This is a genomic window from Streptomyces nitrosporeus (genome assembly GCF_008704555.1).
Classification (GTDB): Bacteria; Actinomycetota; Actinomycetes; order Streptomycetales; family Streptomycetaceae; genus Streptomyces; species Streptomyces nitrosporeus.
In genome coordinates this window covers 7,444,458-7,458,076 of the sequence record NZ_CP023702.1, presented here as the reverse complement: position 1 = coordinate 7,458,076, position 13,619 = coordinate 7,444,458, and the positions used below count along the sequence as shown (strand labels likewise).

The following is a 13,619-nucleotide window of genomic DNA, read 5'->3' as shown; positions in this document are numbered from 1 at the left end:
GGTGTCCGAGCCGCCGGGAGGGTTCTCCCCCGCGGGGCCTGCCGGCGGACGGGGCGGACGGATTCCGCCACCCGTCCGACGGTAGGCCCCGCCCTTCCGCCCCGCCACTCGGCCGGCCGAGCGGCGGGGCCGGCGGCCGGCCGGCGCAGGTCCGCGGTCCCCGGACTCCCCCGGCGCCGCGCGGGGCGGTACGGCCCCGCTGTACGAGCGCTTCCCTCCCCCGCCGATGCGCTGCACCCACCGGACGGCGTATACAGGGAGAGGAGCGACTTCTACATGCCCGCCGGAAGGACGGCGGCAGGGAAGAAGAGACCCATGAAGGCACTCACCTGGCAAGGCAAACGCGACGTGCGCGTCGAGACGGTGCCCGACCCGAGGATCCAGGACCCCACGGACGTCATCGTGCGGATCACCTCGACCGGGATATGCGGCTCCGATCTGCATCTGTACGAAATCCTCGGTCCTTTCCTGGACCCGGGCGACATCCTCGGCCACGAGGCGATGGGCGTGGTGGAGGAGGTCGGCCCGGACGTCCACGCGCTCTCCGTCGGCGACCGCGTGGTGGTCCCGTTCAACGTGTCGTGCGGTACCTGCGCGATGTGCGGGCAGGGCCTCCAGTCCCAGTGCGAGACGACCCAGGTCCGGGAACAGGGCTCCGGGGCGGCCCTCTTCGGCTACTCCAAGCTGTACGGCCAGGTGCCGGGCGGGCAGGCGGAACTCCTCCGCGTCCCCTTCGGCAACACCCTGCCCGTCAAGGTGCCCCACGGCCCGCCGGACGACCGTTTCGTGTACCTGTCGGACGTGCTGCCCACCGCGTGGCAGGCCGTCGCGTACGCCGACGTGCCGCCCGGCGGCAGTCTGACGGTGCTCGGCCTCGGTCCGATCGGCGACATGGCCACCCGCATCGCCCTGCACCAGGGGGCCGGGCAGGTCATCGGGGTGGACCTGGTACCCGAACGGCTGGACAGGTCGCGGGCCAGGGGGGTGCACACCCTGGACCTGCGGGAGCACAAGAACGTGGCCGACGAGATCCGCCGCCTCACCCACGGGCGCGGCACGGACTCGGTGATCGACGCCGTCGGGATGGAGGCGCACGGCGCACCCCTCGTCAAGGGCGCCCAGTGGGCGGCGGGACTGCTGCCCGACGCGCTCGGCGCCAGGATGATGGAACGCGTCGGCCTCGACCGGATGAGCGCTTTCTACACGGCGATCGACGCCGTACGGCGGGGCGGGACCATCTCCGTGAGCGGTGTCTACGGCGGGGCCGTGGACCCGGTGCCCATGCTGACCCTGTTCGACAAGCAGATCCAGTTGCGCATGGGCCAGGCCAACGTCTGGCGCTGGGTGGACGACATCCTCCCGCTCCTCGACGACTCGGACCCCCTGGGCGTGGACGGCTTCGCCACGCACCGGCTGCCCCTGGCCGACGGCCCGCGGGCGTACGCCACATTCCAGGCCAAGGAGGACGGCATGGTCAAGACCCTGCTGACCGTCTGACCGCGTCAGTCGCGGGGCAGGAGGGTCCCCAGAGGGCCGAGGTCGAGGTTGAGGTCTTCGGGACGTACGCCGTGCTGCTCGCACAGTTCGGCCATCCGCTGGTCGAGCAGCATGAGCGTCGTCCCGATCTCGTCGACCTGCCGGTCGCTGAGGTCGCCCTGGTCGATGCGGCGGATGGCCTGGCGCTCCATCAGCTGCCGCAGCAGTTCCACCACCGTCAGTACCAGGGCGACCAGGTCCCGCCCCAGTTCGTCCCGGTCCACGTCGAGTCTGGACACCGTCACAGCGGGCCTCCGTCCGCCCAGGGTGCGGGGATCCGTTCGTTCACCGACGACAGCAGGGCGTGGAGCGACAGCCGTACGAGCGGCACGTCCGCGATCGCGATCACCAGGTCCCCGCTGACCACGACACCGGTCGCGAGTACCCGGTCGAGCAGGTCGACGAGCGGCACCCCGATGGGTCCGCTCAACGGCTCGGGGTTGTCCCAGGGGACGACGTCACGGCGCACCGGTCACACCTCGCCCACGAAGGAGTACGGCACCCACGGCCCGGAGAGCTCGATCCTCGCCCCGGTGCGCCGGCCCAGCGTGCCGGCCAGCGCGGCCAGTTCGCCGGCCCTGTGCCGCGGGACCAGGTAGGTGGCGTTGAGGATCTGCACCCGCCGGTCCCGGGCGGACTCGGGCGCGTGCGTACGGAGTCTGCGGCCGGCGGCGGCCACCTCCAGGAATCCGGCGTCGACCGTTTCGGCGACGCGCAGCGCCTCGCTCTGCCGCTGCTCGCGGCGGGCCTGCATCCCCCGCTTGCGTTCCAGGTAGGCGAGGCCCGCCCCCGGCGCGGGACGGCCGCTCCGCCCCGCGGGGCCGCCGGCGGCCCGGTCCGCCGCCGGCGCCGGCAGCGCGGACCGCGACGCGTCGTCACCTGACGCGGTTTCCGCGGCCGGTGCCTCCGAGTAGACCTTGACCCCCCACTCCGCGTGGTCGGCGGTCCGTTCCAGGACCGTGCGGAAGCGGGCGGCCTGCTCCCCCAGCGCCGACCGGGCCCGCTCGTCGTCGTGGTAGAGCGTGGCCAGGGGCAGGGGCACGGTGGGGCAGCCCGCCGCGACCGCCGACACCGTGCGGTGGTGCGCACGCGCGTACCGTTCGAGTTCGTCCCGGTCGGACAGCCGGGCCTGCCATGCCTCCTCGGCGAAGTCGGCGGCACAAACGGTCTGGACCACCGCGGTCAGCTCCCCGGCCCGGAGCGTGCGTACGTCCTGTCCGCCCGGCAGACCCGTCAGACCGGCTGTCACCGCCGTACCGGGCGCCGGGAGGCACACGGCGAAGACGTAGACGGCGTCGCTTCCGGCTGCGGTACCGGGTTCACCCTCGGGCTCCCTTCCGGTTCCGGTCGCCGCGCGGTCGCCGTCCGACGGGTCGGTGCTCCATCGCGTCATGGGCGTCGGTCCTCCTCTCGGTCCCGGTCCCTCGTCTCCCCGGCCTCCGGCTCCAGAGCGGCCAGGCGTTCCCGCAGTTCGCGGTTCTCCTCCAGGAGCGAGTCGCGTGCGGCACGGGAGCTGAGCGCGGGATCCGTCTCCCACCAGTCGATCCCCGCCTTCTTCGCGGTGTCGACGGACGCGACGAACAGGCGGAGCCGGATGGTGAGCAGTTCGATGTCGAGCAGGTCGATCTTGATGTCGCCCGCGATGACGATGCCCTTGTCCAGGATGCGTTCGAGGATGTCGGCGAGGTTGCTCGTCTGGGGGCCCGGTACCTGGCAGTCCCTCTCCACGAGGTAGGTGTCAGTCACGTCCGCGCCTCCCGCCCCGGCGGGATCCCCGGGCCCGGCCGTCGTCCTCTTCCTCGTCCTCGTCCTCTTCCTCTTCCTCTTCCTCGTCGTACGGCTCGTCCTCGCCGGACTCCTCCTCGTCCTCGTCGCCCTCCTCCGGCTCCTCCTCGTCCTCCTCCCAGTCGTCCTCGTCGCCCTCGTCGTCCTCGTCGCCGTCCTCCTCGTCCTCCCAGTCCTCCGGCTCCTCCCCGTCGTCCTCCTCCGGTTCCTCCTCGTCGTCGAAGTCCTCGCTCTCCTCGTCCTCCGGTCCTTCGTCTCCCTCCGGCCCTTCCTCTTCCTCGCGCTCCATGGCCTCCTCGTGTGTCACCACGACTTCGCCGTCACGGATCTCGCCGCGCCAGCCCTCGGGCTCCTCCTCGGTCAGCGTGACGTAGCGCTGGAAGTGCTTGAAGTCCAGCCGCATACGGCGGCCCTGGGCGCGCCACAGGTTGCCGGTCTTCTCGAAGAACCCGGAGGGGTAGTACTCGACGACCAGAACGATGCGTGTCAGCGTCGGCGCCAGTTCGTGGAAACTGACAGCGCCCCGGGTCGTGCCCTTGGCCCCTTCGGAGGTCCATACGATCCGGTCGTCCGGCACCTGTTCCTGGACGGTTGCCTTGAAGCTCCGGGAGGACGGACCGATCTTGACCTTCCAGTCGCTCACCGCCTCGTCTTCCATCGAGACGTCGTTCACGCCCTTCGCGAAGCCGCTGAACCGGTCGTACTGCGTCCAGTAGTCGTAGGCATCCCGCAGCGGAACCCCTACGTCGAGCACCTCGATGATGCTGGTCACCTTGGGGCCGCCCGCCTTCTTCTTACCACCGCCCCCACCCCCGTCTCCGCCTCCGCCTCCGATCGCGTCCTTGGCCTTTCCCACGACGTTGTCCTTGACGCTCTTCGCCTTCTCCGCGACGAACGCCTTGGCCGGGGATTCCCCTTTCAGGACGCGGGAGCCGATCGCGGGCAACTGGCCGCCGTTCTCCGCGATGTCCGACAACTGCCCTGTGACACCGGTGAGTTTTTCGCCCGCCTTGCCCGCGAGCCTCTCCGCCTGTGCGCTGAGGTAGTTCGTCAACTCCCCGCGCAGCCGGTCCATACCGGACTCCGCCGCTTCCGGCTGGTCCTTGTCCGTCCTGGCCATGACTGGCTACCTCCGGCGTTCGGCGCGCTTGGTCGCGGCACGCTTGGACGATGACGATTTCTTGGCCGGAGATTTCTTCCCGGCTGCGGTTTTCTTGGCCGGTGCTGCTTTCTTGGCCGGCGACTTGCGGGCGGGCACCGTCTTCTTCGCTCCGGACTTCCCGGCCGCTGATTTCTTCGCGGGGGATTTCTTCGCGGGAGGTTTATTCGCCGCAGTCTTCTTTTCCGCCGGCTTCTTTTCCGCGGCTTTCTTGGCGGCCTTCTTCGCCGGGGGTTTCCCGGTCGCCGTCTTTCCGCTCGTCGCCTTCTTGGCGGCCTTCTTCGCCGGGGGCCTCCGCGCGGCGGCCTTCTTGGCGGGCCGGTCACCGGAGGGCTTCTTCCCCTCACCGGAAGCGCCCCTGTCCGGGCGCCGACGGCGCGCCGGTTCCGGCTCCTCCTCGGGTTCCTCCTCCTCGGGTTCTTCCTCCTCGTCCTCCCCTTCCTCCTCGTCCTCCTCGTCCTCCTCGTCCTCCTCGTCCTCGTCCCCCTCGGAGTCCCCGTCCCCGTCCTCGTACGCTTCCTCCGGTTCGTGCTCCTCGTCGTCCCCCTCCTCGTCGTCCTCCTCCCCCCGGTCCGCGAGCCGGGCCGTGCGATCGCTGATCGCGTCGGCCAGCGAGTTCATGCCGCGGTCCGCCGCCGCGGTGAGCGCCTTGCGTCCGGAGTCGAGGACCTCGCCCTTGAGCTGTTCCTGCAACTCCGCGAACTGGGGGACGTTCCCGAGCCTCCGCACACCCTCGGCGGCCAGTTGCTTCGGCTCCAGGCCGAAGCGGCGGCCCGCCAGGTACGTCGCGAGGGTGAGGGCCATCCGGCCCTTCTTGGTCCGGCCGAGCACATAGCCGCCCACCATCGCGGCGGCCAGAGTCACTTTGGTCTGATCTTCCATGGGTCCAGTCACCTTCGATCGTTCGGTACCGGGTGTGCCCGGCCCACGGTGCGGGCCTGAGCGACGTGCAACCGTTCGAGCAGCACCTCCTCCTCCCGCTCGAACTTCTCCACCCCGATCTCCCCTCGCTCGAACTCCTGGTTGAGAGCGGCCAGCTGTGCCCGGATCACCCCGGTGTCGTACATCTCGCGTTCGGCGGCGCCCTGCATCTTCTCCGCCACCCAGACCACCCCGCGGACCGGTGCGAGCGGGGCCAGCAGGATCGCGCTGACGAGTCCCACGTCAGGTCCTTCCGGCCGGGGCGCGACGGCGCCGGGGCGTGACGAAGCTGTAGCAGGGCAGCGGACCGGCGACCCGGAGTTCGACGTGGTCCCGCCGGGGGCCCGCGAGCCGCTCCGCCTCGGTACGGAAACGGCCGGCGGCGTCACGGTCGACGAGGAACGACACGTTCAGCGCGCAGCCGTGGACCTCCGGCCCCGGCGCCACCTCGCGGGCCAGTGGAGTGAGGGCACGTACGATCCCGTGGCCGGCCTCGGCGGCCCGGCGCGTCAGGGCCGCGGCCACGGCTTCCCCCAGCCGGACGTTCGCCTCGTAGCCGGGTCGGCGGCGCGCCTCGTCGCGCAGGCGGCGCACCGGCTTCTCCTCGGCGAGGAGAGTCGCGAGCGCGTCCTGGGCGGGAAGCGCCTTGAGGTTGATCTCGACCCCGTCCGAGAGGTGCCGCAGGGTGGCGACATGGTCCTTGGCCGATCCGGTCAGTTCACGCCGTACGGCTGCTTCGTCAGGGGCGACCGTGCCGAACCGCATGGGAAGGACCGGGCCCCTGCCGGCGAGGCGGGTGAGCAGGTCCTGATGGGCCATCAGGTCACGTCGCCTGGGGCGCAGCTGCTCGGGCGCGTCGCTCACCACGGCCGCCACCGGGCCCTGGGACAGCAGTCGCAGGGCGGCCGGCGGGGCGCCCACGCCGGCGTCCTCCGGTCCGAGTGCCTGCCCTGTGGGGATGATCGCGTAGATGTAGACGCCGTTCGCCGTCATGGTCATGCCTCCGCGCGGCGGCGTCGGGGCGCGCTCCCGCGGGCCGGTGCCCGGCGCTTCCTGGGGCGTTCCTCCTGCTCGGCGTCCTCGTCGTCGTCGTCGGCTCCGACCACCTTGCGGACGGTGTCGCCCACGGACTCGGCGGCCTTGCGCACCTTCCGCTTGCCGACGGCCTTGGCAGCGCCGCCGCCGAAGAGTTCGGGCACGGTCGTGCTGCGTGAGTCGCGCTCCAGGTCGAGGCGGTTGCACGCCTCGGCGAACCGCAGGTAGGTGTCCACACTGGCGACCACGATGCGCGCGTCTATCTTGAGGATCTCGATCCCGACCAGGGAGACCCTGATGAACACATCGATGACCATCCCCCGGTCGAGGATGAGTTCGAGCACGTCGTAGAGGGTGCCCGCGCGGGGCGGGCAGGGTGCGATTTCGTCGGCGTACATGGTCGTGGTCACAGAGCGTCCTTCCGGTCAGGGGTGGGGCGGTGGCAACGGGTCATTCGTCGGCGGCACCCCGTCGGTACCTGCGGACCCTGCTGTACTCGAGGAGTTCGCCGTCCTGGTCGAGCAGGACCTCGTACGAGGCGAGCAGGCTCGTCGTGTCGGGGATGCGCGGTACTTCGAGTACGTCCACCACGACGCACCAGCCGTCTTCGTGCCGCCGCACGGCCGACACCCCCTCGGTGTGGTGCCCGATGAGCCGTTCCAGGCTCTGGCAGGCGGTGTTCGCAGCGTGCTCGGGGCCTCGCCCGGCCGGGGGACGCGAGGCCGGCGTCTTCTTCGCGTGGCCGGGACGGGTGCGGGTCTTCTCTGCCATGGGACCCAGTCTCGTGACCACGGGGCACGGCGCATCTCGAGCGGGCGGGCGGGCGGTGCCGGCGCACTCACTCCTTCGGCCCGCCGGCCGGCCGTACCCGGCCCGCCGGGGTGCACAGTCGTGGACATGGGTGACGCACATGAGAAGAACGGGCCCGGCGCCGGACACGAACGCCCTCCGGGGGTCGGGGACACCACGGTGGAGGCGGTGGGCGCGCTGACGGAGGCCCTGGAGACGGTGGAGCGGGCCCGCGGGCGGCTCTTCGACTTCCACCAGCTGACGGGGGGCGCCGATCTGACGCTGGACCGGGCCGTGAAGCTGCTGCGGGTGGCCGGGCACGCGGCGCACGCCGATCTGGTGGAACGGGAGATCCTGGGCCGCAACGTCGTACCGGGGTGCTGGACCTATCAGCTCGTCGAGGCGTACGACAGCACGTACTACCGGCCGTTCGCCGAGGTCGAGGCCCGGGTCCGCCGGGATCTGGTGGGAGGGCGGAGGCATCTGTACGAGGCGGAGATGAAGGAGGCCCGGCGGACCCACGGGCATCCCGACCACACCGCCCGGCCCTGACGCGGAGGCCGTCGCGGCCCTCCGGCGCGTCCGGGGAGAGGCCCGGGGCTGCCCGGGGAAACCGGCCCTGAGCTGCGGTTCCGTCCTTGCCGTACCGGGCTGCCGAGGGCTTGGGGAGGCCCGTCACGGGCGTGCGGCGTAGTGTCGGGAAGGACGTCTGTGTGGTCTTTTCCCGTTCACGGGGCAGGAGCGGCCCATGACCGATCGACGCGAAGGACCTCGTCTTCCCGAGCCCCGCGGCGGGCTCTCCGCCGGGGTGGTGGCTCATCTGCGGGGTGACGGGCCGCTTCCCGGCCCGGACTCCGCCGGGCACGCGGACCCTTACGGCGATGATCTCCAGCTCGCCCTGTACGTCTGCTACGAGATGCACTACCGCGGTTTCGCCGGCGTGCGGCCGGAGCTGGAGTGGGACCCGCCCCTCCTCGCCGTACGCGCGGCACTGGAGCGGCGGTTCCTCGACGCGCTGCGGCGCGACGCTCTGCCGAAGGGCCCTCTCGACGACGTCCTGGACGGCCTGCTGGTGGAGCCGGTGCGCGGGACGGGTCCGTCGTGGTTCCTCCAGGACCGCGGGGAGCTGCGGCACCTGCGCGCGTACGCCGTGCAGCGCTCGCTCTACCACCTCAAGGAGGCCGATCCGCACGCCTGGGTGCTGCCCCGGCTGAGCGGACGGGCCAAGGCGGGAATGGCGGCGATCGAGTACGACGAGTTCGGCGCGGGCCGGGCCGACCGGGTGCACGCCCGGCTCTTCGCCGGCCTGATGGCCGATCTGGGGCTGGACACGGCCTACGGGCGCTACCTGGACGACGGGTACGCCGAGATGCTGGCCCTGGTCAACCTGATGTCGCTGTTCGGTCTGCACCGGCGGCTGCGCGGTGCGCTGGTCGGGCATTTCGCCGCCGTCGAGATCACCTCCCCGCCCGCTTCGCGCCGCCTGGCCAAGGCCATGAAACGGACCGGGGCGGGTGCCGCGGCGGAGTTCTTCTACACCGAGCACGTGGAGGCGGACGCCGTCCACGAGCAGGTGGTGCGCCATGAGGTGGTCGGCGGTCTGGTCGAGGAGGAACCGGAGCTTGCCCCGGACATCGCGTTCGGTGTCACGGCGACCTCCTTCGTGGAGGACCGGCTGGGTGACCGGCTGCTGGCCGGCTGGCAGAGCTGAGGGACCGGGGTACCGGGCGGGCGCCCGCGCGCCCGTCCGCCATGAGGAGGATCAGATGTCCGCAGAAGTAATCGGGGGAACGACCCGTCCGGACCGGCTGGTGACGCTGCCCGGGGTCTACGCGCCCCAGCACGACACCCGGCTGCTGATGGAGGCGGTGGACCGGGAGGAGATAGGCCCGGGGACCGAGGTGCTGGACCTGGGCACGGGCAGCGGCGCCCTCGCGCTGCACGCGGCACGGCGGAGCGCGAGCGTGACGGCCGTGGACGTCGCGCGCCGCGCGGTGCTGACCGCACGGCTGAACGCACTGCTCAGCGGCCGGCGGATCAGCGTGCGCCGCAGCGACCTGCTGTCCGCGCTGCCGGGCCGGTTCTACGACCTGGTGGTCGCGAATCCGCCGTACGTCCCGTCACCCGTGGACGAGGTGCCCGGGCGCGGCCCGGAACGGGCCTGGGACGCGGGGTGTGACGGGCGGGCGGTCCTGGACCGGATCTGCGACGCCGCTCCCGCGGTGCTGCGCCCCGGCGGCCGCCTGCTGATGGTGCACTCCGCGCTGTGCGACAGCGATACGACCGTACGCAGACTGGCGGACGCGGGGCTGGACGCCCGCGTCAGTGACCGTGCCCGTGTGCCGCTGGGGCCCGTCCTGCGCTCCCGGCTCCGCTGGCTGAGGGAGGCGGGGCTGATGCCGGGCCCCGCCACGACCGAGGAGTTGGTGGTCATCCGTGCCGAGCACCCCTGAACGCCCCCGCCGGATCCGGATCGGGACAGAGGGACCGCTCCTGGTCGAAGGCCCGGTGGAAGTCGTGTGCGCCGACGGCAGGGTGGCCGTCTCGGACCGGTTCGCGGTCGCCCTGTGCACCTGCCGGCGGAGCCGGATGTACCCCTGGTGCGACACCAGCCACCGGCGCCGAACCCACTGTGAGGAGCAGAGCGATGACTGATTCCGGACGCCCGCAGGACCCGGCGGAGGCGTACCCCCGTCCCGATCTCCCCGACCAGGAGCAGGCGCATCCGGGCCTGACCGGGCCGATGGACCCGGCGCCCGACCACGGCGAGGACACCTACCGCGGCAGCGGCCAGCTCGAAGGGCGTGCGGCGGTGGTCACCGGTGGTGACTCCGGCATCGGCCGGGCCGTTGCCCTGGCCTTCGCCCGCGAGGGTGCGGACGTCCTGTTCACCCATCTGCCCGAAGAGGAGGAGGACGCGCTCGTCACGGTGCGGCTGGTGGAGTCCGCGGGCCGGCGGGCGGTGCCCGTGGTGTGCGACATCCGGGACGAGAAGCAGTGCCGGGCGCTGGTGGAACGGGCGGTGTCCGAGTTCGGGCGCATCGATGTCCTGGTCAACAACGCGGCCTACCAGATGTCCCGGCCCGAGGGCATCTCGGCCATCTCCACGGAGCAGTTCGACCGGGTCGTCCGGACGAATCTGTACGGGATGTTCTGGCTGTGCAAGAACGCGCTGCCGCACATCCCCGCCGGGGGTTCAATCATCAACACCACGTCGGTGCAGGCCTACGAGCCGAGCCCGCACCTGCTCGACTACGCGATGACCAAGGGCGCCATCGTCACGTTCACCAAGGGGCTCGCGCAGATGCTGGCGTCCGACGGCATCCGGGTGAACGCGGTCGCCCCCGGCCCCGTCTGGACGCCGCTGATCCCGGCGACGCTGCCCGACACCACGGAGTTCGGGAAGCAGAGCCCTCTCGGACGCCCCGCCCAGCCCGCGGAGATGGCACCGGCGTACGTCTTCCTCGCCTCCTCCCGGGCGAGTTACATCACCGGCGAGATCATGAACGCCACCGGTGGCACCCCGCTCCCCTGACGCCCCCGACCCGGAAAGGCTGGACCCCCATGGCGCACGCCGCCCTCTTCGACGTCGACGGCACCCTCGTCGACACCAACCATCTGCACGTCACCTGCTGGTGGGAGGCATTCCGCCAGGCGGGGCACCAGGTGGCGGCGCACGACATCCACCGCGCCATCGGACTCGGCTCCGGTGACCTGGTCGCGCATCTGCTCGGCGAGGACCGCGACCGGGAGCAGGACGCCGGGATCGCGGCCGCGCACAAGACGCTGTACGCCACCTACTTCGACCGGCTGGCCGCGTTCGACCGGGCGGGTGAGCTGCTGCGGGCCCTGGCCGGACGCGGTATGCGGATCGTCCTGGCCACGTCGGCGAGCGGCCGGGAACTGACCGCCCTGCGGGCGGCCGTGGACGCGGACGACGTCATCGCGGGCACGGCGAGTTCCGACGACGTGTCGGCGGGGAAGCCGGCGCCGGAGCCCGTGCGGCACGCCCTGGAGATCGCCGGGTGCTCCGCCGGGGAGGCGGTGTTCGTGGGCGACTCCGTGTGGGACATGCGGGCGGCGGCCGGGGCCGGGGTGAGGGCCGTCGCCGTGCTCTCGGGCGGCATCCCCCGCGGGGACCTGGAGGAGGCCGGTGCGGCGGCCGTGTACCGGGACGTGGCCGCGCTGCTGGACGGCCTCGACGCGAGCCCGTTCGCCCGTCCGGAGTAGATCCGCCGGCGAGCCCGGTCCACCGGGCCGCCCTACGCTGAACAGGTGGCCGGTGCTGACGGCACCGGCCCGGGAACGAGCCGGAGGAGCCCCCCATGGCCGTACGGCACAAGTTGATCCGGAAGCCCCCGGACGCCGTCTGGGACGTCCTGTCCGACAGCAGTGGTTACGAGAGATGGGTCGTCGGCCCGTCCGGCTCCGAGCCCGCGAAGGGCCGGTGGCCGCAGGTGGGTTCGAGCCTCGCCTACACCGTGCGGATCGGTCCCTGCACACTGCGCAACGAAACGTTCGTACGGCGCTGTGAACCGCCCCGGATCCTGGAGCTGGAGGTGGACAGCGGTCGTCTGGGCACGGCGCGGGTCGCCTTCGAGGTGCGCCCCTGGGGTGAGGACACCCTGCTGGTCGTCGACGAGCACCCCCTGCGGGGCGCGGGGGCGGCTCTGCACAACGTCGCCGCGGACGCGGTGCTCCAGCTGCGTCACCGGGCCATGCTCGACCGGCTGGCCCGGTGCTGCGAGAACGGGGAGGGCTGAACCGTGCCGGATGCCGTGGTCATCGGAGCGGGACCCAACGGACTGGTGGCGGCCAACCTCCTGGCCGACGCCGGCTGGACGGTGGAGGTCCTGGAGGCGCAGGACGAGCCCGGCGGGGCCGTACGCCACGACCGGGGTGTGGATCCCGCGTACGTCAGTGATGTGTTCAGCGCGTTCTATCCGCTGGCGGCGGCGTCGCCGGTGCTCGCCGGGCTCCGTCTCGACGCGTACGGGCTGCGGTGGAGCCAGGCCCCCGCGGTGCTGGCCCATCCGTTCCCCGACGGCCGGTGCGCGGTGCTGCACCGGAGCGTCGAGGAGACCGCGCGGTCGCTGGAGGAGTTCGGTCCCGGGGACGGTGCCTCCTGGCGCGCCCAGCACGAGGTCTGGGAGAAGGTGCGGGCCCCGCTGCTCGACGCGCTGTTCACACCGTTCCCGCCGGTACGCGCCGGTGCGCGGCTCGCGGCGGCGGTGCGCGCGGCCGGCGGCCTGCGGCTGGCCCGGACGATGCTGCTGCCGGTGCGCCGGCTGGGCGAGGAGGAGTTCGCCGGTGAGGGCGGGCGGCTGCTGCTCGCGGGCAACGCCCTGCACGCCGACCTGGCGCCGGAGGCGGCGGGCAGCGGCGGGTTCGGCTGGCTGATGACGATGCTCGGCCAGACGTACGGGTTCCCCGTGCCGGCCGGCGGCTCGGGCGGGCTGACCGCGGCACTGGTCCGGCGGCTGCGGAGCCGGGGCGGCACCGTGCGGTGCGGCGAGCGGGTCGCCGAGGTGGTGGTGCGCGGCGGCCGGGCCGTGGCGGTGCGTACGGCCGGGGGCGAGGCGGTGCCCGCGGGCCGTGCCGTGCTGGCGGACGTGTCCGCCCCCGCGCTCTACCACGACCTGGTCGACGCCCGTCATCTGCCGGGGCGGCTGCTGGAGGACCTGCGCCGCTTCCAGTGGGACTTCGCCACCTTCAAGGTCGACTGGGCCCTGGGCGGGCCGGTGCCCTGGACCGCCGAGGGCGCGTCGTCCGCCGGTACCGTCCATCTCGCCGACGGGGTCGACGGTCTCACCCGTTTCGCCTCGCAGATCGCCATGGGCCAGGTGCCCGACCGGCCGTTCATCCTGTTCGGGCAGATGACCACCGCCGATCCCGGCAGGTCCCCGGCGGGCACCGAGTCGGCCTGGGCCTATACGCATGTGCCCCGCCGGGCCCGGGGCGACGCGGGGAGCGACGGCCTGACGGGGTCCTGGGACCGGCGGGAGGAGGAGGCGATGGCGGACCGGATGGAGGCGGAGGTCGAACGGGCCGCGCCCGGGTTCCGCGGCCTCGTCCGGGCCCGGCGGGTGCTGTCCCCCGGGACCCTGGAGGGTCTCGACGCCAATCTGAGCGGCGGGTCCGTCAACGGCGGGACGACGGCGCTGCACCAGCAGCTCGTGTTCCGGCCGGTCCCGGGAGCGGGGCGCCCCGAGACCCCGGTGAAGGGCCTGTACCTCGCCTCGGCCGGCGCGCATCCCGGCGGCGGCGTGCACGGCGCTCCGGGCGCCAACGCGGCACAGGCGGCCCTGCACGGTCACCGCTGGAGCGCCCTCGCACGGGTCCAGCGCGCGCTCGCCCGCCCGGTGGAGCACTCCTCGCCCTGACCCGGCCGGCG

The 13,619-nt window shown here is 72.5% G+C and carries 19 protein-coding genes; 9 read left to right on the top strand and 10 right to left on the bottom strand.

Features of this window, described 5'->3' with window-relative positions:
- Positions 1-315 precede the first annotated feature (315 nt).
- Positions 316-1,497, top strand: a complete 1,182-nt coding sequence (locus tag CP967_RS33220; protein WP_150491525.1) for a zinc-dependent alcohol dehydrogenase — start codon at positions 316-318, stop codon at positions 1,495-1,497.
- A 5-nt stretch (positions 1,498-1,502) separates the two neighbouring features.
- On the opposite strand, the gene CP967_RS33215 is transcribed toward CP967_RS33220, so the two are convergent.
- Genes CP967_RS33215 through CP967_RS33170 form a run of 10 tightly spaced genes read right to left on the bottom strand, consistent with a single transcriptional unit; the run spans position 1,503 to position 7,207 of the window.
- The gene (locus CP967_RS33215; RefSeq protein ID WP_150491524.1) at positions 1,503-1,781 is read right to left on the bottom strand and encodes a gas vesicle protein K; all 279 of its coding nucleotides are present in this window, start codon (positions 1,779-1,781) and stop codon (positions 1,503-1,505) included.
- Positions 1,778-2,005 carry a gas vesicle protein gene (locus CP967_RS33210; RefSeq protein ID WP_150491523.1) on the bottom strand — a complete coding sequence of 76 codons (228 nt, stop codon included), beginning with the start codon at positions 2,003-2,005 and terminating at the stop codon, positions 1,778-1,780. Before CP967_RS33210 ends, CP967_RS33215 begins: the two co-directional genes overlap by 4 nt.
- 3 nt (positions 2,006-2,008) lie before the next feature.
- Positions 2,009-2,929 carry a GvpL/GvpF family gas vesicle protein gene (locus tag CP967_RS33205; protein WP_150491522.1) on the bottom strand — a complete coding sequence of 307 codons (921 nt, stop codon included), beginning with the start codon at positions 2,927-2,929 and terminating at the stop codon, positions 2,009-2,011.
- Positions 2,926-3,282, bottom strand: coding sequence for a gas vesicle protein GvpJ (gene gvpJ / locus CP967_RS33200; protein WP_150491521.1), 357 nt, complete (start codon positions 3,280-3,282; stop codon positions 2,926-2,928). Before gvpJ (CP967_RS33200) ends, CP967_RS33205 begins: the two co-directional genes overlap by 4 nt.
- Complete coding sequence (locus CP967_RS33195) at positions 3,275-4,441, bottom strand: SRPBCC family protein (RefSeq protein ID WP_150491520.1); 1,167 nt, start codon at positions 4,439-4,441, stop codon at positions 3,275-3,277. Before CP967_RS33195 ends, gvpJ (CP967_RS33200) begins: the two co-directional genes overlap by 8 nt.
- 6 nt (positions 4,442-4,447) lie before the next feature.
- Entirely contained in the window at positions 4,448-5,362 is a 915-nt protein-coding gene (locus CP967_RS34235) for a histone H1-like repetitive region-containing protein (protein WP_167535483.1), read from the bottom strand.
- 8 nt (positions 5,363-5,370) lie between these two features.
- Positions 5,371-5,643: a gas vesicle protein GvpG gene (locus CP967_RS33185; RefSeq protein WP_150491519.1), complete on the bottom strand. Its 273-nt coding sequence runs from the start codon at positions 5,641-5,643 to the stop codon at positions 5,371-5,373.
- 1 nt (position 5,644) lies between these two features.
- On the bottom strand, positions 5,645-6,394 hold the full coding sequence (locus tag CP967_RS33180) for a GvpL/GvpF family gas vesicle protein (RefSeq protein WP_150492163.1): 750 nt from the start codon (positions 6,392-6,394) through the stop codon (positions 5,645-5,647).
- 2 nt (positions 6,395-6,396) lie between these two features.
- Positions 6,397-6,846: a gas vesicle protein GvpJ gene (gene gvpJ / locus CP967_RS33175; protein ID WP_150491518.1), complete on the bottom strand. Its 450-nt coding sequence runs from the start codon at positions 6,844-6,846 to the stop codon at positions 6,397-6,399.
- Between the two features lie 40 nt (positions 6,847-6,886).
- Entirely contained in the window at positions 6,887-7,207 is a 321-nt protein-coding gene (locus tag CP967_RS33170; RefSeq protein WP_150491517.1) for a gas vesicle protein GvpO, read from the bottom strand.
- 126 nt (positions 7,208-7,333) lie between these two features.
- Here CP967_RS33170 and CP967_RS33165 point away from each other — a divergent pair, with 126 nt between their 5' ends.
- From CP967_RS33165 to CP967_RS33130, 8 genes are all read left to right on the top strand, one after another.
- Complete coding sequence (locus tag CP967_RS33165; RefSeq protein WP_150491516.1) at positions 7,334-7,777, top strand: hypothetical protein; 444 nt, start codon at positions 7,334-7,336, stop codon at positions 7,775-7,777.
- 196 nt (positions 7,778-7,973) lie between these two features.
- On the top strand, positions 7,974-8,936 hold the full coding sequence (locus tag CP967_RS33160) for an iron-containing redox enzyme family protein (RefSeq protein ID WP_150491515.1): 963 nt from the start codon (positions 7,974-7,976) through the stop codon (positions 8,934-8,936).
- A gap of 55 nt (positions 8,937-8,991) precedes the next feature.
- Positions 8,992-9,678, top strand: coding sequence for a HemK2/MTQ2 family protein methyltransferase (locus tag CP967_RS33155; RefSeq protein WP_150491514.1), 687 nt, complete (start codon positions 8,992-8,994; stop codon positions 9,676-9,678).
- Positions 9,662-9,880: a CDGSH iron-sulfur domain-containing protein gene (locus CP967_RS33150; RefSeq protein ID WP_150491513.1), complete on the top strand. Its 219-nt coding sequence runs from the start codon at positions 9,662-9,664 to the stop codon at positions 9,878-9,880. Before CP967_RS33155 ends, CP967_RS33150 begins: the two co-directional genes overlap by 17 nt.
- Positions 9,873-10,760, top strand: coding sequence for an SDR family oxidoreductase (locus CP967_RS33145; protein WP_150491512.1), 888 nt, complete (start codon positions 9,873-9,875; stop codon positions 10,758-10,760). The genes CP967_RS33150 and CP967_RS33145 overlap by 8 nt, the downstream gene beginning before the upstream one ends.
- A 29-nt stretch (positions 10,761-10,789) precedes the next feature.
- Positions 10,790-11,455: an HAD family hydrolase gene (locus CP967_RS33140; RefSeq protein ID WP_150491511.1), complete on the top strand. Its 666-nt coding sequence runs from the start codon at positions 10,790-10,792 to the stop codon at positions 11,453-11,455.
- 95 nt (positions 11,456-11,550) lie between these two features.
- Positions 11,551-11,988: an SRPBCC family protein gene (locus CP967_RS33135; RefSeq protein WP_150491510.1), complete on the top strand. Its 438-nt coding sequence runs from the start codon at positions 11,551-11,553 to the stop codon at positions 11,986-11,988.
- A gap of 3 nt (positions 11,989-11,991) precedes the next feature.
- Positions 11,992-13,608 (top strand): phytoene desaturase family protein, encoded by a 1,617-nt coding sequence (locus CP967_RS33130; RefSeq protein WP_150491509.1) that lies wholly within the window; start codon positions 11,992-11,994, stop codon positions 13,606-13,608.
- The last annotated feature ends 11 nt before the right edge of the window (positions 13,609-13,619 follow it).